The 21,955-nt window shown below is 52.0% G+C and carries 21 protein-coding genes and 1 pseudogene; 5 read left to right on the top strand and 17 right to left on the bottom strand.

Annotated elements, in window-relative coordinates; all coding sequences use genetic code 11:
* A pseudogene (locus tag ACFSUS_RS29210) lies at positions 1–111 on the top strand (IS110 family transposase); the annotation flags it as partial.
* 443 nt (positions 112–554) lie between these two features.
* On the opposite strand, the gene ACFSUS_RS28375 reads toward ACFSUS_RS29210, so the two are convergent.
* The 4 genes from ACFSUS_RS28375 to parS form a co-directional block, all read right to left on the bottom strand.
* Positions 555–773 (bottom strand): recombinase family protein, encoded by a 219-nt coding sequence (locus tag ACFSUS_RS28375; RefSeq protein WP_456243012.1) that lies wholly within the window; start codon positions 771–773, stop codon positions 555–557.
* 281 nt (positions 774–1,054) lie between these two features.
* On the bottom strand, positions 1,055–1,240 hold the full coding sequence (locus tag ACFSUS_RS28380) for a hypothetical protein (RefSeq protein WP_381528453.1): 186 nt from the start codon (positions 1,238–1,240) through the stop codon (positions 1,055–1,057).
* A 199-nt stretch (positions 1,241–1,439) separates the two neighbouring features.
* A complete protein-coding gene (locus tag ACFSUS_RS28385) occupies positions 1,440–1,928 on the bottom strand; it encodes an RES family NAD+ phosphorylase (protein ID WP_381528456.1) in 489 nt (162 codons plus the stop codon).
* An 18-nt stretch (positions 1,929–1,946) separates the two neighbouring features.
* A complete protein-coding gene (parS, locus tag ACFSUS_RS28390) occupies positions 1,947–2,357 on the bottom strand; it encodes a type II RES/Xre toxin-antitoxin system antitoxin (RefSeq protein ID WP_381528459.1) in 411 nt (136 codons plus the stop codon).
* Positions 2,358–2,777: 420 nt separating this feature from the next.
* Between parS and ACFSUS_RS28395 the strand changes: the two genes are divergently transcribed.
* Together ACFSUS_RS28395 and ACFSUS_RS28400 are read left to right on the top strand one after the other, a co-directional pair.
* Positions 2,778–3,584 (top strand): hypothetical protein, encoded by an 807-nt coding sequence (locus ACFSUS_RS28395; protein WP_381528462.1) that lies wholly within the window; start codon positions 2,778–2,780, stop codon positions 3,582–3,584.
* Positions 3,585–4,060: 476 nt separating this feature from the next.
* Entirely contained in the window at positions 4,061–4,819 is a 759-nt protein-coding gene (locus ACFSUS_RS28400) for a dienelactone hydrolase family protein (RefSeq protein ID WP_381528465.1), read from the top strand.
* A 507-nt stretch (positions 4,820–5,326) separates the two neighbouring features.
* Here ACFSUS_RS28400 and ACFSUS_RS28405 read toward each other — a convergent pair.
* Positions 5,327–7,081, bottom strand: a complete 1,755-nt coding sequence (locus tag ACFSUS_RS28405) for a hypothetical protein (protein WP_381528467.1) — start codon at positions 7,079–7,081, stop codon at positions 5,327–5,329.
* A gap of 303 nt (positions 7,082–7,384) precedes the next feature.
* Between ACFSUS_RS28405 and ACFSUS_RS28410 the strand changes: the two genes are divergently transcribed.
* Positions 7,385–7,984: a hypothetical protein gene (locus ACFSUS_RS28410; RefSeq protein ID WP_381528469.1), complete on the top strand. Its 600-nt coding sequence runs from the start codon at positions 7,385–7,387 to the stop codon at positions 7,982–7,984.
* Between the two features lie 47 nt (positions 7,985–8,031).
* Here ACFSUS_RS28410 and ACFSUS_RS28415 read toward each other — a convergent pair whose 3' ends face one another.
* Complete coding sequence (locus ACFSUS_RS28415) at positions 8,032–8,214, bottom strand: hypothetical protein (protein WP_381528471.1); 183 nt, start codon at positions 8,212–8,214, stop codon at positions 8,032–8,034.
* A gap of 153 nt (positions 8,215–8,367) precedes the next feature.
* On the opposite strand from ACFSUS_RS28415, the gene ACFSUS_RS28420 reads away from it, so the two are divergent.
* Positions 8,368–8,823, top strand: coding sequence for an SDR family oxidoreductase (locus ACFSUS_RS28420; protein ID WP_381528508.1), 456 nt, complete (start codon positions 8,368–8,370; stop codon positions 8,821–8,823).
* Positions 8,824–9,130: 307 nt separating this feature from the next.
* Here ACFSUS_RS28420 and ACFSUS_RS28425 read toward each other — a convergent pair whose 3' ends face one another.
* The 11 genes from ACFSUS_RS28425 to ACFSUS_RS28475 all read right to left on the bottom strand — a co-directional run bounded on the left by ACFSUS_RS28425 (position 9,131) and on the right by ACFSUS_RS28475 (position 21,623).
* Positions 9,131–9,988 (bottom strand): SDR family oxidoreductase, encoded by an 858-nt coding sequence (locus ACFSUS_RS28425; protein ID WP_381528474.1) that lies wholly within the window; start codon positions 9,986–9,988, stop codon positions 9,131–9,133.
* A gap of 115 nt (positions 9,989–10,103) precedes the next feature.
* Entirely contained in the window at positions 10,104–11,381 is a 1,278-nt protein-coding gene (locus ACFSUS_RS28430; protein WP_381528476.1) for a TolC family protein, read from the bottom strand.
* 11 nt (positions 11,382–11,392) lie between these two features.
* Positions 11,393–14,536 (bottom strand): efflux RND transporter permease subunit, encoded by a 3,144-nt coding sequence (locus tag ACFSUS_RS28435; RefSeq protein WP_381528479.1) that lies wholly within the window; start codon positions 14,534–14,536, stop codon positions 11,393–11,395.
* A gap of 14 nt (positions 14,537–14,550) precedes the next feature.
* Positions 14,551–15,579 carry an efflux RND transporter periplasmic adaptor subunit gene (locus ACFSUS_RS28440; RefSeq protein ID WP_381528482.1) on the bottom strand — a complete coding sequence of 343 codons (1,029 nt, stop codon included), beginning with the start codon at positions 15,577–15,579 and terminating at the stop codon, positions 14,551–14,553.
* A 198-nt stretch (positions 15,580–15,777) separates the two neighbouring features.
* Positions 15,778–16,416: a TetR/AcrR family transcriptional regulator gene (locus ACFSUS_RS28445; RefSeq protein ID WP_381528485.1), complete on the bottom strand. Its 639-nt coding sequence runs from the start codon at positions 16,414–16,416 to the stop codon at positions 15,778–15,780.
* A gap of 871 nt (positions 16,417–17,287) precedes the next feature.
* Positions 17,288–17,443: a hypothetical protein gene (locus ACFSUS_RS28450; RefSeq protein WP_381528488.1), complete on the bottom strand. Its 156-nt coding sequence runs from the start codon at positions 17,441–17,443 to the stop codon at positions 17,288–17,290.
* Entirely contained in the window at positions 17,418–18,158 is a 741-nt protein-coding gene (locus ACFSUS_RS28455; protein WP_381528492.1) for a transposase, read from the bottom strand. Before ACFSUS_RS28455 ends, ACFSUS_RS28450 begins: the two co-directional genes overlap by 26 nt.
* Positions 18,159–18,165: 7 nt before the next feature.
* The gene (locus ACFSUS_RS28460; RefSeq protein WP_381528496.1) at positions 18,166–18,453 is read right to left on the bottom strand and encodes an HNH endonuclease; all 288 of its coding nucleotides are present in this window, start codon (positions 18,451–18,453) and stop codon (positions 18,166–18,168) included.
* Positions 18,454–18,562: 109 nt separating this feature from the next.
* Positions 18,563–19,948, bottom strand: coding sequence for a group II intron reverse transcriptase/maturase (ltrA, locus tag ACFSUS_RS28465; RefSeq protein ID WP_381528499.1), 1,386 nt, complete (start codon positions 19,946–19,948; stop codon positions 18,563–18,565).
* 512 nt (positions 19,949–20,460) lie between these two features.
* Positions 20,461–21,210 (bottom strand): hybrid sensor histidine kinase/response regulator, encoded by a 750-nt coding sequence (locus ACFSUS_RS28470; RefSeq protein ID WP_381528502.1) that lies wholly within the window; start codon positions 21,208–21,210, stop codon positions 20,461–20,463.
* Between the two features lie 26 nt (positions 21,211–21,236).
* Positions 21,237–21,623 (bottom strand): response regulator, encoded by a 387-nt coding sequence (locus ACFSUS_RS28475; protein WP_381528505.1) that lies wholly within the window; start codon positions 21,621–21,623, stop codon positions 21,237–21,239.
* Between the last annotated feature and the right edge of the window lie 332 nt (positions 21,624–21,955).

A 21,955-nucleotide genomic window follows, 5' to 3' on the forward strand; every position in this document is an offset into this window, starting at 1 on the left:
AATCGTATGTTAGTTCTAAACGCTGTACGAAATAAGCTAATTCATCGCGTTTATGCCGTTGTGCGCCGGAACGAAAAATATGATAAAAATTATACGCCAATCCTTGTTTGAACCATAGAAATCGGACCACTCAAAAGCGAGCTGCTAAAAAAAAGGGCCGGGCAACGCTTGCTATTCAACCCAGGAGAAGCTAGCTCTTATGAAACAGTTTGAAGCCCGCGTGAATCGCACCCTATTATGTCAATGGATGTCAACACCGACGAAGTATTGAGTGTCCATGGTCAATAGTATTTTAGGCAGGGCCGCCTGGCGGTTGAATATGATTACCCTTGCCCTGTTGTTCGATACGCCACGGGGCGCCCCGTTTGCTACTGGGCCTTGATGCCCTCATTTCTATACGAACCTTGGCAAGTAGTAACAGAGCGGGTCCTGAATCCACCGGCACGGGCCGCCCCGCATTGGTCGTTAGCCTGGCCGGTATGCCATAGGGAAGTCCGCTCTGTATTTCTTTTTTAGTAAGCTACCAAATATTAGAATCTTACCACACCACAAACCTAAAGGCCAGTGCCATCCAGTTTCCAAACGATGATTGTGTCTCCTTCTCGAAGCACCTCCAGCATCTTCTGAAGCTGAGGGCGTACCTTAGCCGAAGACACCTTTTCCTGAACTATCTTCTGACAACCGGCTTTTTTGAGGTCATCCAGTTGCAGGGCTAGATTTTGATCTTGCCGGTACGCCGGTGCGGTTGATACGCGAGCATATCCGAAGAGCATAATAATATCCGAACAACAGCGGCCGTCCGTGGGTGAAACGGTCTTAAAAAGATCATTTCTGAGGAGATGCGTTTAGTAGCCAGTTGGTTGCATCTCATCAAATGACGGTCTGCCATTGCCACAGTTTACAAGCAACCCTACATCAATCCCTTCGTCTCAATGTGAGGTGAGTTTTTATGAGTATTGAGAGGATTTCCTTTGATGACGGCGGTCTGTGTCTTGGTCACTGAATAGCTGGAATGGGAGGTAAGTTAGCTTTTTGTAACACTAGCTAGCTAAGCTTAAACAAACGCTTTTTGCTGTAGCCGATCTAACACCTCTGTTAAAGTGGTACTGCTCAACGATGCCCAATGATAAACGGACTTAACCGACTCCTCAAGTTCATAACTGAGGCCATCGACCGTAATAGCATTGACTAAGTAGCCTTCTGGAGTAGTCCAGTCATCGAGCAGGTAAGCTTGGGGCATCAGGCTCCATGGTGATCGACGACCCGCTGAGCGTAGGCTTCGCGGATCAGTTCAATTAGAATGAAGTGGTTCAAGGTGTTCATGAACAGGGTAACAGTTTACTTCATAAAGATAGGTCTTAAAGCGTATGGAGCAACGCTTATGATAGTTAACAAGGTTGGATTTGATCTGCAAGCCAAACAGGATACTGCTCGACCGGCTATTCCAACTCGGCGCTAAGCCCTTCATCGCGCCACAACCGGCGCTCAACGGGAAATGGCTCTTGCTTGACGACGTCAATCTCCTTGAAGCGAGCATGTGCCGGATGAATCAGATAATTGTAGGACATCGGTACCACCACCGATGGCACTGCCGCTACTAGGGTTGTAGGGTTACTCAACCACTCTCTGAGTAGCCATTGGGTGCGCTCATAGCTCTCCTCATGCCAGTACGCAGGGAGCGTCTCGACCGGGTAGGTGGTTACCTCATCCGGTATACGCAGCGTAAACAGCAGCAGTTTGGGCAGCTTCTCGTACTTCACCCGAGGCTGGTGGACCAATGATTCAACTAAAGCTAAGGCGGGCGAGGAGGTTGTGTACAGCAAAGGAAAGCCTTTGGGGTTCCAGCGTCCACCAAACAGACGAGCCCCTTCGGTAGCCAGCGATTGGTCGCTATACTTCGCTTTTACAGTTCGGTAAACAGTCAGCATTCCGGTTGAGCGGCTAGCTTAGCCAACAATGCCATGTTCAATGCGGCCCAGCACATCGTCGACCAGGCCAAAGCCCGTCGTCGTGTCCAGTAGTTGTAAAGGAGATTGAGCGTTCAACTCCCGAATGGGGGCATGTAGCCAGTCAGCGAGTGTCTCGGCGTCCTCATCAAAGACATCTAAGCCATGCCGGAGCAGGTTAGTCAGTAACAGCAACCGCTCAGAGGCATCACGCGATAGCCGATCCTGAGGTTTGAGCCGGTGCAGATTGCGATCGGACATGTTGAGGATACGGGCCATTTCCAGGTCGGTTAAGCCAACCAGAGCAGCCACCTGGTCAGCTTCAGCACGAAGCACACCTTGGCGTGACTTGTCAATCACCGTGTAAGGCGCGTAGACGGCCGTATGAGAGGGAAGCGTTGCGTAAGCCATAAACAGTTACCGAAATGTGTCGGTCTTGCAACCGCAATATGGCGCACAAAGTTCAAATTGGCAAGGTTACCTGATGGAGTGTACTGAACTTGGTATTAAGAGGGCAATAAATCCCTTAATTGGACAGTCCGTTTGTTTCCCCATTCCAATTAAGTATGCATTTGACTGAACGCTTCTTCGTCTCAAGGAGGAGAGTTTGTAGAGAATAACAGAAGCCTTATCTATTAAATACCTGTCAACGACAATCAGTCGCATACCGTATAAGACTGAGTAAAGTTGACACATATTAAAGCGATAGATAGTATAATCAAGCATTTAGAAAGTAAATTTATTGCTCTAATAGCATTAACAAATCTATCAATCATCTTATTGGGAGGCTGTAATAATGCCAGACCGGCTTTACCCGAGCCTGCTCATCAAATGCCTGTCCGAAAGATTGTTGAAGCCCGCTTTTCAACGAAGGATAGCTTAACGGTTACCTACTATTATAATCCGCTCGGTCGCTTGACAAAAGTAGAGTTTCCCAAATGGTCGAACCGCCTTCCGATACTCTGTTTATACAACGAGCCCGATATCAGCAGCGTCAAGGATAAGGATCGCTTTGTCAATTATAAGCTGTTCGATTACGACAAGGCTCAACAGCTCATCCGCATGCGTCGCTATTTCCTCTTAACGGATAATGCCTGGTTCTTGTACGAAACCGATTCCCTACTCTATAATGACGGTCGTTTGGAAGGACTCTATCACAACGATTATGTGTTCGTATCGGATGCGGCACAGGTGGCTTTTCGCTATCCGCTGTGGTTGACCAGGCGTAGCTATGAGTACGACCCCCAGGGTCGTATCGTGCTTCAAACTGACTCGGTGTTTAGAACCCATGACTATCCCGCCCACACAGTGGTAATTCAGCCTATTCCCAAGCCAATCTACCTGCATATAGATCGAACCGAGTATAACTACAATGAGCATAACCAAGTCATACGTAAGAGAGCTTACTCAATCGACAAAAATCGGTTATTAACCTACAGTAACGGAACCTCTATATACGTTCAACCTGATAACAACTGGACGACCTACAATCTATCACTGTCAGCCCAGTTTCTTGAGGAGACAACTACCTATGAATATAAGTATAAAGCTGACTCGTTGCTGGTGGGTAAACAAGCGAATTATCAACCGACTACTGATTCAAAGGTCTATACAAATATCTTTACTTACGAATACTAATCTGAGGTAGTTCTTAAGAACCGTACGAAAAATGAGGCTAAACACTCCTTGAGGGACCGTTTCAAATAACGCCCCATATAAGAAGCATATATATGGGTATAACCAAACAAAGAGCCAGGCCGCTGGAGCGGGCAAATTTCCGCTGCCACGGAGGACCGTTTGCGTTTAAAAAGTGAGTAATGTATGTTAAGGCAAGAAGGGTGTGCCGAAATGATCACTTGATAAATCAGTACACCCGGTTACCGAAATCACTGGTTTCTGGTTTCAGTTTCCGCCAATCTTAATCCGTAGCACAGGGGTAACGTACCACTGATACTGGCGAATGAAGGCTGAACATCGTTCTCTTCTCAAGTAAATCTTATATAATTTCAAGTCATACCGATGCCCACTGGCGGTGAACCTGCCATAGTTTTGTCTCGTCTACTGCATAGATACACTAACCGTTTCTATCTTGTCCTTTCATCATCATGTGAAATATGCATGAAATCACAACTACCCAAATCTTTTACGACGCAGACGACCTAAACATGGTCGCTCATCTAGCACGGCCACATGGCAAGGGTCCTTGGCCCGCAGTTCTCATTGGACACGACGGCATTGGTCTTAACGACTACCAGCGGAGCCGCGCTGATGATCTTGCCGCGTATGGCTATGTTGCGCTCGCGATGGACTTTCACGGCGGGCAAACCTACTTTGGCATGCCCGATGCGATGCTGGCTCGGACCATGCCCCTGTTGGCCGACGAAGGACGGATGCGGGCTATTGGTCGCGTGGCGCTGGACGTACTCCTCGCGACGCCTGATGTTGACGCCAACCGGCTCTTTGCTCTCGGCTATGGTGCTGGCGGCCGTATCGTACTTGAGCTTGCGAAAACAGGCGCACCCTTCAAAGCCGTCGCGGTCGTTCATCCCGGCCTGCCGAAACCTGATGCCCATGACTGGCGCGATGTAAATAGCACCATCCTTCTCTGTACTGGTTCCGAGGACCCGCTGTGCACTCCCGACCAACTGCTCGCATTTGGCCACGCATTACAGGGTGCCGGGGTTGACTGGCGTGTAAACATCTATGGCGGTGCCCAGCACGCTTTTTGGGCTCGCCCAACAAATGCGGACGGATCATCGACCGAAGGGCTCACGCATGTTCAAGCGACCGTGCCAGGGGTCGGCTATCACCCAAAACACACTGTGCGCGCATGGCGAGCGGTTCTTGATCTTTTCGGAGAGGAGCCGAAATGAACGATGTTGGTAAAATCCGGGCGCGGGAAGAAGATTTGCGAAGCGCCATGTCCATTTACTAAAACAACCCCTTGTGGGATGATCAGCGATAGTAAGCAAGTAAGATGGACGACGATAAGCATGCAAAGCGACATCTATCCGGTGGTGACATACGATGTCATTACCGGATAGGATATTCCCCGTTCGGCTGCTCATTCAGTAGCTATTATTGATGTCGGCTGCGATGTACAGGCGTTCTCGTTGTAAACGGGCGGATTTACACGGTAAGTTAGGAGGACCCCGTTAATTGGAAGACAATCTTTACCTCTCAGAATCCGACTTACTTGTTCGCCATAGTGGATCAGAGGGGATAACCAAACAAGTCGAAAATTTGCCCTCTTTGTTTGTTTATTCCCATACATGAACGCTCCTCCGTCTCACGCGGGAGCCTTTTGAGAGAATGAGTAACCGCCAGTTATGGGAGCCATTTAAGCAGGCAAACTGGCAGCCAATGTCGTGTTCACTACGCTACATAAACCGAGACGAAACCAGAGTGATATCCGCCCACTGCCAGGCTTGGTCAAACTGGGCTTTGGCTTGCTGAGCTCCCTTGACATTGCCTTGTCCCTGACGGGCTTGGTAGAGACCATACAAGGCCCACCCGTTACGGGGATAGAGCACCAAATCCGCTAAATAGACCTGCTCGGCTTGTGGCCAGTGCTTCGCTTCCAAAAGAACAGCGCCTAGATGATGGCGTACCGAGAACAGCCAGTCGGGGGGCTCATTATAGTTGAGTTGATCTTCCAGCGCTACGGCTTCCTCCAGCAAGGCTATACTGCGGGAATAATTCTTTTCTTTAGCCGCCAGTTCGCCCTGTAACACCCGTTGGGCAATCTGTAACAAGGCGTAAGTCGAGTTGATATTCCAGACTGTTAAGGCTTTCAAGGCGGTATCATTCGCCAGTTTGGTAAGCTGATTGAGTTCGGCTTTACTGTTGACAAGCTCATGTTTAGCCAGATAAGCCATGCCCCGAGCATAGTGCCAAATCGCCGTTGGGTAGGCTAAGCTGGGTTCTTCGTTCTTCATCTGTAGAATGGCATCCCACTGGCCAAACTTGATGGCCACATAGTACGGTTGAGTATAATAGTGCTGTAAGGTTCCCCAACCCGCTTCTTTCATAATCTGGCGATCGGTTTCGGCGGCCATTCGCCGAGCAGCGGCCATCGCCACTTTCTGGTTACCTTCCAGCGTGGCTGTCGCCGCCACGAAGTGACTATTGTGGGGATAATACGACAAGGGGTAAGCGCCTTGGGCGTGCAGCGCTTTCAGATACCGTCGATCCGCTGCCAGCGCCCGCTGGTTGGCTAGGGTGCTTCGGTGATACTGACCCGTTCGAATGTAGATATGCGAGGGCATATGCTCCAGGTGGCCAGCGCCAGGTACCCGGTTTTCGAGGAATTGCGCGCTGGCCAACCCCCGATGGGGCTGCCGGGAAGCCTCCACAGCATGGATATAGAAGTGGTGGATGCCCAGGTGCTGGGGATACTTCTTCAGTAAACGCTCCAGCGTGGCCACAATCTCGGGCGTCCAAGGTCTGGGGCTGCCGTCTTTCTGCCAGAGGTCCCAGGGGTGCAGGTCCATGATGGATTCGGCGTACAGAGCGCCCATGTCAGCATCATCAGGAAACTGCTGGTATACTTGTTTCATGGCCAGGGAGTAGGCCTGATCATAGGGGGTCCGGCTGGCAACGGGCTGAGGGGGGTATCGTTTGGTCAGCGCCTTGATGAGCGCTTGCTCTTTCTGGGTAGCCTTAGAGGCTAGTTGTTGGGCTTTCTGAACGGCCTGATAAGCGCGGCTGTAATTGTCGTCTTCCATGCCGGCATTATAATTCGGTCCCAGTACGTAACTGAAGCCCCAGTAGCAGGCTGCGCAAGTGGAGTCGAGACGAGTGGCTTCGAAAAAGGAGCGGGCGGCTTCGGCGTGATTAAAGCCATAAGCTAACAGGAGTCCTTGGTCAAAATAGCGTTGAGCTTGAGGGCTTTTGGTGGTAATGGGGTAATGAAAACCGGATAGGCCCGTCAACAGGGGGGCCTGTTGGGAAGAGCCATACCAGGCTTTGTCATTGGTTAGTGTACCGCACAGCGGAACGTTGCTTTTAACGCCTACCGATGCAAGTGAAGTGTTATCAGCAGCCGGGGCGGTGGCCACTTGATGTTGGTCACTTTTGGTCCTACAATCTACTAGTAATAAAGCCAGTAGTAGGCTAGCGATTAGGTCTTTCATAGACCGAGGCCGGATTAAGTTTTGAGTAGTGATTCAGCGTGAATAAAGTTAAGCCGTTAAGTGAAGATAAGCAAGTCAGATTGGCTTGCGTAAAATTCGACGTAAAAAATAGGCTAAACACGACTTGGTGTGCACTTGGCTGCATTGACTTAATTCATCGTCTAGTTAAAGGCCCCAATCACAGATACGCAAATCTCACTTCGTCTCACTGGGGAGCATTTAGTGAGATGATTATTTTTACTAATTGTCAACCCCAGTTAGTAACATACGATTAGATTTACGGACTAATCTCGTTATGAAACCATGAATCATCGATTTAAAAACATAATTAGTAACTGGGGATGGAGCCTGTTGAGTCTCGCCTGTTTGCAATGCACGCCTGATACACCGACCAAAATTGATTATGACCAGCTAGCGGCTCAGCTCATGACCGATCTTAAGCCACAAGTCGTTGGCACTTGGACACTTCGTCAAGTGCATGTCAGCCCAAACGGGCCGAATCGCATCAATCGACTCAATCTGACGAAAGACAGCACTTTCCAGGATTTGGCTCTGCTAACGGTCGTACCGGCAGCTGCCCCACGACAGACCCTTGTTGACCCCCGTTATACCGAATACGACGGAAGCATTCAGTACAAGACCAAGACCTATCCCATTCAGTTTAATATGTGGCCGGGGCTTCGAGTCTATAGCTCAAGCCAGCAGGGGCCTCAAGCTTTTTTGTTGTTTAGCTTTCGCTTCTCTGATGGAACCCGTTTTGCCGAAGCGGAAGAAACGTTTCTTGAAGACCTGGGACTCATTAACGAAACGTTTTCACTAGAAACTACGGTCGGTCAACCAACTATGCAGTGGGTGGGCTTGAGTCGAGGTATTCAGCGAATCGACTTCGTCAAGCAACCCTGAACGAACCTGCTTGTGATATTCCCGTATGCGACTGTCTTAGCCCCCTATTAGTTGGACAGATTTTCTGAAAAAGTTGTGGCGTACACCACCTCCGTCCCCTCCCATTTCTGCTGAGGGGTTATAAAGCCAATCGATCGGTGAAGTCGGTGAAAGTTGTAGTGGACAAAATACCGCTCTAGTGTTTCTTTGGCGGCTTCGGCCGTCCGATTCATAATAACTGTCAAATTCATTCCGTTCGATTACATCGTGCTCCAGAATACTGTGGAAAGCTTCGATGTATGAGTTCTCTTCCGGTGTAGCCACATGAGTAAATTCCTGCTTGACTTCGGAAGTCTTCAAAAAGTTGCGCACTGAATGAGCAATAAATCGTAGGCATTAAGTCGATTGAGCAGACTACGGAAGCTGAATTTGATGCTCAATTTAATGTCAACGTGAAAGGCCATTACTTTACATTGCAGAGACTACTTCCCTATCTGGCTGATGGTTCATCCGTGTTGTTCACATCCTCAGCTTCCGCAACTGCGGCTACCCTTAACACGAGCGTGTACGCGGCTACCAAAGCAGCCTTAAACAAAATCGCCCAGGTTGCCGCCAATGAACTAGCGGGGAGAAAAATTCGCGTAAACGTCATTAGTCCAGGACCGGTTGCTACGGAATTAGTGTTAGCTGCACCGGAAGAAGTGTTGAACAATTTTGCTTCCTCGACAGCATTGCAACGATTAGGCCAGCCAGAGGAGCTGGCGAGAGCCATCCTATTCTTGGCTTCAGATGATGCCAGCTTTGTCACCGGTACGGAGCTTCTTGTAGACGGCGGTTGGACCAATTACGCTTATAAATAATTTTTTCTATAAATTTTTAGAAAGTACAAGCTAAAAGATGGGTTTCGTTAAGCGCAATAAAGCGACATTGTTTAGCGTCCAAAACGTTATGGCCCACGTTGCAGAAAAAGGCGCCTTGAAGTAGCCTTTTCTGCAACGTAGACTATGCCTTTGTTTTAGAATAATCGATTATAAAAGATAGCTTACGCAACTTGGCTTGGAAAAGTATAACCCTTAAATAAGGGAAAGAGACAGGCTTTATCAAATAACTCACTGTCATTTATTCTCGAAAAACGCTCCTTAAACTTTTTAGATTTGTCATTAGAAGTTAAATTAAGAATGCCTTCTTATTTTCCTTTGCAAAGTCAATAAAAGTGCGCGGCTGGTGGTTAGTCAATCTGTACACCTCCTCACAAAGATCTTGATCGTGGTGTTTTGCAACCACTTCCACATATTGTTCAATGAGGCCATTGGCTAACCATGGTGATGCGCCAGTTGCCCTTAATAAAATGCGAAAGGCAAACGAAGGCAAATTTATATAGCGTACTTTTTTGCCTAAAGCTTCTGACAATTTTGACGATATGGCCTTCATATCTAACGTTTCGGGGCCATTAAGATAGTAAGTTGCTCGTTTGTGATGCTCTTCTGTTAAAACGTGGTAAGCAACTCTGCCTATATCCTGTGCATCGATATAGCCCACCAGCCCCTTACCGCCAGCCTGTGGTAAAAAGCCTTTTGAGATCGGCTTCGTCATGGTCAAAAAATTTTGCATGAACGCCGTTGGTTTGAGTATCGTCCAGGCTATACCAGATGAACGAAGGTGGTGGTCAATATAAGCGTGCGCCTTTGCCCAGGGCACCGATGACCGCAAATTCGCGTCGGATGCAGAAACCCTGACAATGTAGGCTATCTTTTCCTGCTTGGCCACATCAATGGCGTTCGTTTCACACACCAGTTGGTTTTCAGTGGGCGGACTAACCAAAAATAAAGACGTGCAGCCTTTCATAGCCGATTTCAAGCTGTCTTTATTTTCGAAATTTCCCAAAACCGCATCGATGCCTTGTGCCCGCAATTTGACTACTTGCTGCTCTTTTCGGCACATTGCACGAAATGGCTTGTTACTTTCAGCCAGTAATTGACATAGTTTTTGCCCAATAACACTTGTTGCTCCGGTTACTAAAATCATGATTGTGTGTTTTAAAGATGTATATAGTTTTGATAAATTCAGTACGTGTTTCAATCCTGTTAGCTCGACGTGATTTCAAGTTTGCATAAGATTGAAAACGATAGCGTCGGCCGGGTTAGCGCTGCTCGCCAATAGCCTGCGCCAGGGACGCCTGCGCGATGCGGTAGTCGGCTTTGGCCGCGACCAATTCAGACGCTACTCGCTGGGCCAACGTTTGAGCGGCAAGCAAATCCACGAGCGAAAGCAGGCCAGCCTGGAAGCGATTTTCGTTGAGACGCAGATTTTCCTGAGCCTGCGCCACCGTGAGTAGGTGCAGTTCGATGCGTCGGGCGGCCTGGTTGAGTGTTAACAGGGCCCGGCTGACGTCCAGGGCCACCTGCTGCTGGGCTTCCGTCAGGTCGGCCCGGCTAGCCTGGGCCTGATAGCGACGCTGGCTTTCCAGGAGCCGATTTTCCTTCCAGTGCACCAAGGGTACGTTGAGGTTCAGCAGGGCGTAGGCGGGCGCGTAGTGGCGGTCAGCCAGCAGAAAGCCAGGCTTTTGTTGCAAATACAAGGCGTTGATGCTGGCATTCACCTGCGGCCGACGGGCACTGCGGGCCAAGTCGATTTGCAGCGAATCGGCTAGGTTGACCAGCGCTAGCCGACGCAGGTCGGCCCGTTGAGCCAAGGCCTGCGCCGTGTAATCGGCCGAGCTGACCAGTGAAAAATCACCCTCGATAGACTCGGTTAGCCGCAGCGAGTCGCCATCCGGACGACCAATGAGCTGGCCCATGACCAGCTGGCTTTGGCGCAGGTCGTCGCGGGTTCGCAGCAACCGTACCTCGGCATCGCGCAGTTGCACCTGGGCCCGTAGCCAATCGGCTTTGTAAACCAGGCCGGCCTTGACCTTATTGTCAAGGTCGCGCACCAGGGCTTGCAGCTGGGCACGGTTGCCTTCGGCTAGTGTCACCTGGTCACGTAGAGCCACGGTTTGCCAGTAGGTTTGGTCCGTCTGGGCCACCACCTGCTGCCGGGTGGCCCGCACGTCTTCGGCCGAGGCCTGCGCTGCGATGCCCGCCAGGGCCGTTTGGGCGCGGAGTCGCCCCCCGGCATAGATCGGCTGTGTAACGCTTACCCCCGCCGTCAGGCCCTGCGTATTCAGGGAGCTGCCAAGGCCGCGCACGTAGTAGCCGGTGCTGCTGAAATCCAGTCTGGGCAAGCGGTTGGTTTTAGTGACCTCACGCCCGGCTTCGGCGGCCAACTGCCGCCGATTGGCTGCGGTAAGGCGCTGGTTCTGCCCCAAGGCTAGGGTTCGGCATTCGGCCAGCGACAGCGGGGTGCTGGGGGTAGACACCGATTGGGCGTAGAGGCCCGGCGCCATCAGCGCCAGACCCACACATAAGAGAACGTTCATTCGTAAAAAAGCTAGTTGGTTGCCAGCGCCAACGCGGGCCGGTCGTCTTGATGGGGGTCGGTTGAGTCTGCCGTAGGCTTATTTTTAAGCGACATATAGTACAGTACGGGCACGACATACAGGGTCATGACCATGGCCACCATGATGCCGAAAGCAATCACGCTGCTCAGGGGTGACCACAGCGGTGACTGGCTCAGGATCATCGGAATGACGCCCACGGCCGCAGCCGACGAGGTGAGGAAGATTGGGCGCATCCGGCGGTGAGCAGAGGCAATGGCCGCGTCCTTCACGCTGTAGCCGTGCTCGCGCACCAGCTCGTCGGCGTAGTCCACCAGGATGATACCGTTGCGCACCACGATGCCCAACAGGCTATTGATCCCTAAAAAGGCCGTCATGCCTAACGGATTGCCCGTAATCCAGAGGCCGAACATCGCGCCCGGCAAGCTCAGAAAGAACGTAGACAACACAATCAACGCCCGGCCCGCGTGCCGGAATTGCAGAAGTAGCGTGAGGAAAATCAAGAGAAAACTAAGCCCCAGGGCCATGTTGGTGCTGGGACCCGCGTCGCGCCCCGATTCGTCGTCGCCCCCATACTCCAGGTGCGTGCCAGCCGGCAGTTGCAGCGCATCGAGCTGCGGCTTTACATCAGCCAGTATCTGGGCTGCCACCCGGCCAAAGTCGGTGTCGCTGCTTACCGTGAGCGTACGCAAGCCGTTGCGACGCACGATGTTGCTCAGGTGCCAGGCAGGCACTACGTCGGCCACCTGGCGCAGGGGCACCTTGGTGTTGTAGGCCGTAGTTATGTACACCTGGCTCACGTCGCTTAGCTTCTGGCGGTCACGCTCGTCCAGACGCAGCACGATGTCGAGGGGCTTATCACCCTCCCAGAGCGTGGAGACGGGCCATCCTTTAAGGCTCCCGCCCAAGGTTTGGGCGACGGCTTCCTTACTCACGCCCAGGCGATCGGCCTCGTCCTGCTTCACGCGCACGGCCACGCCTAAGGTAGGGTTGCGCCAGTCGTCGCGCACGAAATGGGTGTTGGGGGTGGCCCTGAAAATCTGCGCCACCCACTGGCCCACAGTGCGCAGGTCGGCCTCGTTGTCACTCACCACACGCACTTCCAGCGGGGCCTTGGTTTCCTTCCAGCTCAGTCGACGCACCCGCACCGAGCCCTCGGGCACCAGCGACTGGAGCGAGTGGGTGTATTCCCTGGCCAGCTCCACGGTGGCCTCCCCGCTCAGGGTATTGATGAACACCTGGGCGTAGTTTTCGGCCGGGGCCTCGGGGGCGTAGCTCGAATAAAAGCGTGGCGAACCGGTGCCGATAAAGCTCACCACCTGGCTGATACGCTTATCTCCTCTGATAGCAGCTGTCACACGGTCCACCGCCTTTTCAGTTTGGGCCACTGGCGTGCCTTCAGGCAACCACAGTTCCAGGTTGAACTGGTCGCGCTCCGAGTAAGGCAGGTACTCAAACTTCACCTGCGAGCCGAACACGCCAGCCAACGCCAGTGAAGCGAAGCCCAGCGTCAGCACCAGCATGGGATGGGCAAAGCACCAGTCCACGGTCCGGTTGAAACGGGCCTGTACGCGGTCAATGATCGAGGGTTTGACCACCGGCGAATCGGCCTGTTTACGATGCAGCCCCTTACGAATGGCGAAGTAGCACAAGGACGGCGTGAGCAGCATCGACACGGCCAGCGAGGCCACCAGGGCCACCGAAACTGTGGCTGGTATGTGCATCGAAAACTCTTGCGTCAGGCCCGTGTATACAATGGCCGAGGGTAGAAAGGCAAAAATGATGGCCGCGGTGGCCGCCAGCACCGGCACAAACAAGTCCGTCGCCGAGCGCCAGGCCGCCGTCCAGCGGTCCATGCCTTCGTCGAGTTTCTCCACGTAGTTGTCAACCACGACAATAGCGTCGTCCACCACCATGCCCAGCACAATCACCAGCGCGGCCAGCGACACCTGCTGAATTTCCATGCCTAGTGCATGGAGAATGCCGAAGGTGATCAGAATCGAAAGCGGGCAGGCAACGGCCGAAACCAGGGCAATGCGCAGCGGCAGCAGTAGCAACACAACGGCAATGACCGAGGCCACGGCAATCGATAGCTCCAGGAAGAAATCTTTTAGCTTTTGGTCCACCACCCGTGGCTGGCTCACAATTTCCTGTACGTGTACGCCGGCCGGAAACCGGGCCTCCACGTCCTTAATCTTCTGATTCAGCTGATCGCCAAACCACACGATATTGTTGCCCGGCTGCATTTCTACGGTCAGCATCACGGCCGCCTGGCCATCGATTTTGATGCGCGATGTCAGCTCCTCCTCACGGCGTTCGAGTTTCGCCACGTCGTGCAGCCGCACCTGATTACCTGACGTGGGGTCAGTATACACCAATTGATTGGCCAGTGCCTCCTGGGAGTGGTAGAGGCTTTCGGTGAAGACCGGCACGCTGGCATTGGGGAGAGCCAGCTCACCCGAGTAGCCCACGTTGGTCTGGCGTTGCAGCACCTGCCCAATCAGCCCGAAGTCGAGCCCGTACTGGCGCAACCGGTCGGCCGAAGCGGTTACGTATACCTGCTCGCGCTGCTCGCCGTAGCGCCGAATCTTCGATACCTGCGGCAGCGTTTTAATCCCATCTTCTAACTGATCGAGGTATTCCTTGAGGTCGGCGTAGCTACGGTCTTTTGCCGTCACGGCTATCATCAGGGCCGCCACGTCGCCAAACTCACCATTCACGAAGGGACCTTGCACGGCCTTCGGAAACAGCTGCCTGTTGGCACTCAGGCCATCTTGCAACTTGGACCAGAACTTATCGGTATCGGTTACCCAGTCCTGGAGCGTCACGTTCACCACCACCGCCCCGGCTTTGGTCGTCGAATAAGTCTTCTCTTTGCGCACCTCTTTGTAGCTAAAGAGCTGCTGCTCCAGCTTTTTGGTGAGCTGATTCTCGACTTCCAGCTCGCTGGCACCGGGGTAGGCGGCCAGCACAAGCCCCTGCCGGATTGTAATGCGCGGATCTTCCATCCGGGGCATGCTGTAGATAGCCCAGATGCCCGCCAACGCCAGCATCATCGTGAGGCCGACTGTGACCTGCTTGTATTTCATGGCTGCCTCAATCAAGTTGAGACGGCGGGTTGGGTTCTTATGGTTCATACCGGCAAAGAGCGTTATTGGATGATGCGAATAGGTTGCCCGTCGTGCAGGCGCTGCTGCCCAGCCACGATAATCTGGTCGTTGGCGGCCAACCCCTGGCTCACCACCACTTGCTGGCCTTGCACCGGCCCCAGCACCACCCGACGTCGGCGGGCCCTTTTGCCGGCGACATCGACCACATAGACCACACTCGCTCCGTCTGCTTCCTGCACCACCAGTTGTGGCGCAACGGCCACCACCGGTGCGGATTGACCCGCCGGCAGTGGAATGCGCAGACTCGCCAGCATGCCCGGCAACAGGCGCAGGCCGGGGTTGGGCAGCAGCACTTTTAACGAGAAGCTACGCGACGTAGGGTCGGCCACCGGGTTAATCACCTGCACCGTGCCTCGAAAAGCGCGGCCCAGCGCCGGTACCCGTACCTGCACAGCCGTTCCCCGTCGCATGCGGCCAATTTCGGCTTCCGGCACCACCGCCCGCGCAAACACCTGCTCGGTCTTGATCAGGCTGAAGGCCGATGCACCTGGCATGGCCGAAACGCCCGGCTCCACCAATTTAGCCGCAATGATACCCGCGAACGGAGCCTGCAGATACGTATCGGCCAAACGCTTACGGGCCAGGCGGGCATTGGCTTCGGCCCGCTGCAAGCCAGCGGTGGCCTGTACCAATTCGCGCTCGGTCAGACTCTGCACGGTAAAGAGCTGCTGCGAACGGCGAGCCTGGTCGCGGGCTTCCTGCAAGGAAGCATCGGCTACCGCCAGCAGGTTGGCGTATTCTTCCTGGTTCAGCTCAGCCAGCAATTGACCTTTACTGACCTGGTCACCCTCGTGCACCAGTACCCGGCGCACCGTCCCGGCTACGCTGAAGGCCAGGCTGGCCGTGTTTTCGGCCTCAATCGTGCCGCTGTAGGTCTGAAAGGGCGTGCCGGTCGTGGTGCCCACGGCTTGCACCTGCACCGCTACGGGCGCGGGTCCGGCTGGCTGATTGGTGGCTTTCTTTTCGTCGGGTTTCGAACAGGCTACCACTCCTGGCAGGAGGAAAAGCACGAGCCGTTGATGAGTTAGACAATATAGCATAAGCTAGAATTTATAATAATGTTCATAAAGTGACTATTGGTCCGATGTTTGTAAAAAAAGTGTTGGGCACGGTATTACAGACATTTAGCAGCTGGTAACGTAGTCTAAAATAAACTATTATCCATAAACTGACTGATGGTCCAAAAAGTTTTTAAAAAAAAGTGTTCGCTACTTAACTTGACGCTCTGGGTTATGCAACCCGTTTCTCATTGACGCCAGAAACGTCTCAAATAACTCGCCCGAGTCGATTTGCCGCTGTTCGGCCAAGTGCACACCCTTACTGACGATAAACTGCATCATCCCGTTGCAGGAAGCCCAAAGGGTATTGGCCATCAAATTAGCTTTGAAGTCGGTGCGCATTGAGCCGTCGCTCATGCCCTGCTGCAATACGGTTTGAAACAACTCGAAAATGGCATTCGTGGTTTCATACACAACCCCGGCATTGGTCGTGGGAAGGGGCGACTCGAAAAACGCAATAAAGCCAAAGTAGGCTGGATTTTCCATCACGAAGGCATAGTACTCGCGCGTCATACGCAGTAGTTTTTCCAGGCCGGAATCATCTACTTCGGCCGCTTTGGCAAACAGGGCATACAGCTCACTTGTGGCCCGCTCACTGATAGCCAGCATGATATCTTCCTTGCTGCGATAGTGCCTGTAAAGCGTGCCTTTGCCCAGCTCAGCCTCTGCGGCAATGTCATCAATAGTGGCCGCAATGAGTCCTTTCGTCAGGAACACTTTCTTGGCTGCCTCCAGAATTGATGTTTCGCGGTACGCTTTTTCCCGCTGCTTACGCTCGATAACCCCCATTGACTACATTGTCAGTTTCTGACTGACGGTCCAAAGATACAAATTTTTCGGGTTTTCAGTAGTAACAATACATTACTTTCGTAGACACTGTCATCATTTTTGATTGGTAAGGATTTGTATGCGGCTGATAGCCGGTACCGCAACGGCGGACCGTGCCGTGGTCCGAACGTCGGCCCGGCGGCATTCCGGTGCGGTTTGAGAGAAATTTAAATGTTGACGTCTCTCTAAAGCGCTCCAATTAAGATGCAGACGCATGAAACGCTCATTATCTCTTGAATGAGCCTTTTGTGAGAGTATGCCTTTTAATATATCAGGATGATTTTTTTGATAGTTCTCAACGCAAGTGCGTGGCACATGGCTACCGGTAGCCAGTCTCAGTAGTGGCCTGATCCGTAAGTAAGGATAGGTCGAAGTAATGGCCGACAGGCTAATTAGAACCGGCCTGTTAGTCTATCACTTCTCGTGTACTAGTCAGTAGAAGGCCTGCTTGTTGAGCAGGCTTTTCTATGGACACTAGGCGACGGTTGAGGCTTCAACCCTGTCCTAGGTTGATAATCCAAGTTGGGCAAGGGAGCCTTTGGTTAACTCGGGCAGCGTAACCGTATCCCACCAGTAAGTACGTAGATCATCAAACCGCGTCCGCCATTTCTTACGCGACGGATTACGTTTGCCAGTTAGTAAACACGTGGGCTTCACCATCACGCTCCTCTGTCTCGGTTGAGAGCGTTATCTGAGACTGTTGGGCATAACCCAGAAAAGAGGTGGCTAGCCGCTGTGGCCGGGCACAATACCGCACCGGAATGCCGCCGGGCCGACCGCACCGATTTCTATGGATCAAGCAAGGCCTGGCGCATAATTTTTGTCATATTTTTCACCCCGACGAACAACCGCACAAACCCGGTGAATCAACCGCTTCGGCGGTCCGATTGTTGCGGACCGCATTGAGTACTAACATCGTGTGCTTACCCTCAGCCAGCTTACGCTGGTAGTAGCGCTGAAGGTCACCCGGTACCTGAATCGCCGACATGGTGCCCATATGGATCAACGCTTTCAGCCGTTTTCGATCGGACTGCCGAAGCAGTTTGATGACTCACTCTGGTTTTGCCACGTACACTCGTTCCGGAGCTGTACGCAAAGGGAGCAACCCCAGCATGGCAGGCTAATTTTTTGGGATCATTGATCGTCTGCATTTCATTCGTAGTGATCAACAGCTCGGTGGCAATCACCGGCCCAATGCCTGGTACGGAGATCATCAGATCGAATAATTCTTTCAGCCGAGGGTCGGCTTGAATGAGTTCTTTAATCTGCTTGTCGATGGCTTTTTGCTCTTCTTTCAGGGCAGCAACTGACTTCTTGATATTCCCTTTGAGAGCTTTTTGCAGAGACTTGCTGATGAATGTTTTCTGTTCGGCTACTGGAACGGCCAGCAGGTTATACGCCTGATTGAGCCGCTGGCGGGTAGCGCTCAGAAAGGTTAATTTTTGCATAACCTCGCGTGGCGGCTCCCACAGGCGCATCTGGTCGCGAAAGCGGTAGGCGTATTGAGCAATGCGTTGGGCATCCACCTTGTCTGTTTTGCCTCGCTGCATACCGCCTGCCTGCTTGATCTGCAAAGAGGATTCAAGCCAGACAGCGAGGTTTAATTCATAAAGTAACTCTAACAGATGAGCGTTGTAGTCGGATAGGTCAGGAGCCTTGCGGCTCCCTTCCCTCCTCAGAACCGGACTTGTGCCTTCCAACACATCCGGCTCAAGCAGATGACAACCGGCTCAGGGTTCCTTGCTTTGTTTTTGTTGCTGCGAATGCTTTCGAGTGTGCCTGTTGATGACACGTCACATGAACTAACCGCAGATTGGAATAGGCATCACTGCCCCCTTCCTGCTTTGGTTTGACATGATGAACGTGCAAGGCTTCATCCGTAAACAGACTCGTTTTGCAGACCGGACATTGGTGGTTCTGCCGTCGGGCAATCCGTTGCTTGCTGGGTACTAACTCAGCCGACTTTCGTTGGGTACGTTTCTGCCAGTACGCCCGCAAACTAGGATCGTCCGGAGAGGCAGTATGCTAAATCAGGATATGCCGTTGGATTGGCGTCCAGACAAACTTCTGGAGTGCCATACCCGTCTGTTTATCCCCAAACACCCACTTATCCTGGCGATCCAGATTGAGCCGTCCCCAATACTTGGCCTGTTTCCATCGGACCGCCGAAGCGGGCGTAGTTTTTACGGGGATGCATCCGACGAACATAGCGTACCTGACGGTCGAACATCCAGCGGTCTAGCTTGGTAAAGGTCTCATAGGCGACCCCAATCCGAAAGTAGTTCGACCAACCCCGAATGATCGGATTCAGCCGTTTGACAATCACTTCCACACGCTGGGTTTTCAACCCTAACCACTCCACTCGCAGACGGTCCCGGATTTTCTGAATCGCTGCTTTGCTGGGTTTGGTGAGCGTTTTCCAGCCCGTAGCTGTGTTTCGGCTCGGATACTGACGCACATGGAAACCTAAGAAATCGACCCCATCTGTCAGATGAACAATACGTGTTTTCTCCTCTGATAGGGCTAGTCCCCGTTCTTTCAACCAATCTTTAAGCAGCAATACGGTTTGTTGAGCATCTTCCTGCGTCGAACAAAAGACCAGAAAATCGTCGGCATACCTCACTACCCGGCGTGGTCCGCACGTTTGTACACGACCACCTCCGTGTTGATAGTCCATGCCAATAGCCTGCTCTAAACCATGCAAGGCAATGTTGGCCAACAAGGGAGAACAACTTCCCCCCTGGGGAGTACCTGAATCAGTCGGGTAGAATACGTTCGCTTCCAAATACCCCGCTTTTAGCCATTGCTCAAGCAAACTTTTGCCAGGAAAACGACCGGTCCGTTGGAGCAGAAACGAGTGATCGATGTGATCAAAAGCACCTTTGATATCGGCATCGACAACCCACTTTCGTCGGCTATCGGGTCGGGCATACCGAAAGATACGCTCAATAGCATCATGACAACTTCTGCCGGGGCGAAACCCGTAACTGCTGGCTTCAAACTTAGCTTCCCATTCCGGCTCCAAGGCTTGCACCACCATGGTTTGTAAGCACCGATCGGCAATGACAGGAATACCTAGCTTGCGCTTTCCGTTGGCTTTAGGAATGTAAACCCGTCGGGCGGGTTTGGCTTTCCAAGGTTGGTGTTGGCTCAGTTCCTCCACCAGCTTTTGGCGTTCCACAGCCGTTCTGACCACCACCTGATCCACCCCCGGCGTGTCCTTACCCGCATTGAGTTGGGTAATCCGACGGACGCTGGTCACTCGGTTCGCATAACTTCGCAACATTAACTTTTGTAAGGAACGCACCTTTTTATAGTTGCCTTCCTGAGCTGCCCGAAAGATGCGGGAGCGTAGATTTTTGAGCAACCGAAAGGCTTTCTGCCAGTCAATAGCATGCCAGTCAGTTGGTCCAATGAGTCGGTTTGCTTCCGGTTTAGGGTGCATCGAACTAAGCTCCTTGTTCAAAATCTGTTCTTCCGTCTTTGGGGTCATCCACCAGACCCACGTCAGCCCTCTTTCAAGGTAGGTATTGCCCTATCTAGCCGGTTATGAATTCCCGTTGCCTTTCGGCTTGCCAGCCTTCGCTTCTTGAGTCCTCCTGTTCCCACCGCTTCGGCGGACCGATGAAGCGGTGTGCCTTCCCTCGCGGTCAGGCCTACTGCACACTATGCACAGACTTCATTGGGGTTACCACGTTCCACACGTTTGAGATACGACCGGGTGGGGTGTCTCCTTTATGGCGGGGACTAGGGTGCTCACCATTCGAAGGAATCGTCGAATGTTCCTGTTTATCCCATCATTACCGTATCAATCCTTGTTTCGGTAACCAACACTGACGCCACCTCATCGGAGGTTCATTCTCATTCACCCTTTCGGTCTTCTCCTGGCCCGACTTGCGTCAAGGATTGACGTGCATCTTAGGCCTTATCCGCTTGCAACAGACCCCACCGTTACCAGTGACGCCCCTACGGATTGGAGATCGGTTCGAGCACTAACCGAATGGATCATCCATACTCAAAACGTGCAACTTCGTGTCGCACTATTCCCTTTTGTTCGGCAACAGTCTGGAACCAGTCAACTACCTCTGCTAAGAAACTTACCACATCCCCTCTGGCTTCAACGAGTGGAAGTGTGTCGGCTTCGAGTTTGGCCAGATCCAGGAGTTGATTAATCAGATGCAGCAGTTGGTGGGCATTGCGCCGAATCATCAGCAGATTACGTTGATGAGCGCCCTGATAATACCCTTCCTGAAGCATCGAATTCACAGGCGTTAGAATGAGTGAGAGGGGCGTTCGAAACTCATGGGTGATGTTATCAAAAAAACGCGCTTTTAAATCAGCTATCGACTTGGCCCGGATGGATTCCCGTAGTTGACCAACGTGACGGGCGGTTTTCTCAATGGTTAGCTCGAGATCCTGGAAGTTAATCGGTTTAGTCACGAAGTCGAAGGCTCCACGGTTCATTACCGTTCGTACATTGACCATGTCCCCATAGGCAGAAACCATGACTGCTTGCGTGTTAGGGACTAGATCATGCAACTGAGCCAACAGAACCAATCCGCTGATATCCGGCATGTTTATGTCGAGCAGTAAAACATCGATATCTGACTGCTGACGAAGGATGGTCAGTGCCTCCTGCCCACTGGTAGCAAATAGAAACGAATATTCCCCCGCTTGGATGCGGTGCCGAAATCTCTGTTTCATTAAAAGCTGTAATCCTAGTTCATCATCAACGACCAAAATCTTTGTGCTCATTATGGAAAGGGAAGGGTTTGCTTCAGTTAACTTCTATGAAGTTCGACTATTTTTTGTCTGAGTAGGTTAAAATCAATGGGTTTAGTCAGAAAATCATCAGCACCGTACAGACGGACCTGTTCTTTATTTTTAGCGTCGCTATAGGCCGTGAGCATGAAGATGGCAGGTGGTTTGTGAGGGTACTTAGTCCGGATTCGGCGCAATAATTCCAGTCCACTCATGCCTGGCATATTAATGTCGGATAATATTAGGATGACTTCTGAGTCAGCTAGTTGATCCAGAGCTTCTTCTCCAGACTGGGCAAAGGTGAATTGAATTTCCGCCCGGCTAATTTCATGTCGAAAGCGTTGCAGAAAAAGTGCACGAATCGGCAGCTCGTCATCAACGACTAATATGTTTATAGGCGTAGGCATTGAGTGTTTAGGGTTTTATCCGATTCACAAAGAGGTTACATGTTTCGATTGCAATTAAACGAGCTAGAATCATTGAGACATTTGATTTTTGGCCAAAAACCTTTGCAAATTAACTCCCTATAATCACCTCCGGTACTTATGACTGAATCAAAGAATTGGATAGGATTAATAGTAGTACTGAGACTTCTTACACTAGGTGTATAGTCCCAGAGTGTGATGGTGTACCTTCACCTCACAAATTTCATGATAATTTATGGGACAACTACTTCACGGCAGCGCCCGCACAACGGCGCTAGTACGAGCAGCTATCCAAGCCAGCCAGGAAAGTCTAT

The organism is Spirosoma soli (assembly GCF_042684525.1).
In the GTDB taxonomy this organism is placed as follows: Bacteria; Bacteroidota; Bacteroidia; order Cytophagales; family Spirosomataceae; genus Spirosoma; species Spirosoma soli.

What these genes read in the sequence shown, in the direction of transcription:
- ACFSUS_RS28400 (WP_381528465.1), top strand. Translation starts at nt 4,061, where the DNA reads ATGCATGAAATCACAACTACCCAAATCTTTTACGACGCAGACGACCTA.
- ACFSUS_RS28425 (WP_381528474.1), bottom strand. Translation starts at nt 9,988, where the DNA reads ATGATTTTAGTAACCGGAGCAACAAGTGTTATTGGGCAAAAACTATGT.
- ACFSUS_RS28450 (WP_381528488.1), bottom strand. Translation starts at nt 17,443, where the DNA reads ATGTCGGCGATTCAGGTACCGGGTGACCTTCAGCGCTACTACCAGCGT.
- ACFSUS_RS28380 (WP_381528453.1), bottom strand. Translation starts at nt 1,240, where the DNA reads ATGCCCCAAGCTTACCTGCTCGATGACTGGACTACTCCAGAAGGCTAC.
- ACFSUS_RS28375 (WP_456243012.1), bottom strand. Translation starts at nt 773, where the DNA reads ATGCTCTTCGGATATGCTCGCGTATCAACCGCACCGGCGTACCGGCAA.
- ACFSUS_RS28435 (WP_381528479.1), bottom strand. Translation starts at nt 14,536, where the DNA reads ATGAACCATAAGAACCCAACCCGCCGTCTCAACTTGATTGAGGCAGCC.
- ltrA (WP_381528499.1), bottom strand. Translation starts at nt 19,948, where the DNA reads ATGACCCCAAAGACGGAAGAACAGATTTTGAACAAGGAGCTTAGTTCG.
- ACFSUS_RS28415 (WP_381528471.1), bottom strand. Translation starts at nt 8,214, where the DNA reads ATGAATTTGACAGTTATTATGAATCGGACGGCCGAAGCCGCCAAAGAA.
- ACFSUS_RS28395 (WP_381528462.1), top strand. Translation starts at nt 2,778, where the DNA reads ATGCCTGTCCGAAAGATTGTTGAAGCCCGCTTTTCAACGAAGGATAGC.
- ACFSUS_RS28385 (WP_381528456.1), bottom strand. Translation starts at nt 1,928, where the DNA reads ATGCTGACTGTTTACCGAACTGTAAAAGCGAAGTATAGCGACCAATCG.
- ACFSUS_RS28445 (WP_381528485.1), bottom strand. Translation starts at nt 16,416, where the DNA reads ATGGGGGTTATCGAGCGTAAGCAGCGGGAAAAAGCGTACCGCGAAACA.
- parS (WP_381528459.1), bottom strand. Translation starts at nt 2,357, where the DNA reads ATGGCTTACGCAACGCTTCCCTCTCATACGGCCGTCTACGCGCCTTAC.
- ACFSUS_RS28430 (WP_381528476.1), bottom strand. Translation starts at nt 11,381, where the DNA reads ATGAACGTTCTCTTATGTGTGGGTCTGGCGCTGATGGCGCCGGGCCTC.
- ACFSUS_RS28410 (WP_381528469.1), top strand. Translation starts at nt 7,385, where the DNA reads ATGAATCATCGATTTAAAAACATAATTAGTAACTGGGGATGGAGCCTG.
- ACFSUS_RS28405 (WP_381528467.1), bottom strand. Translation starts at nt 7,081, where the DNA reads ATGAAAGACCTAATCGCTAGCCTACTACTGGCTTTATTACTAGTAGAT.
- ACFSUS_RS28475 (WP_381528505.1), bottom strand. Translation starts at nt 21,623, where the DNA reads ATGCCTACGCCTATAAACATATTAGTCGTTGATGACGAGCTGCCGATT.
- ACFSUS_RS28470 (WP_381528502.1), bottom strand. Translation starts at nt 21,210, where the DNA reads ATGAGCACAAAGATTTTGGTCGTTGATGATGAACTAGGATTACAGCTT.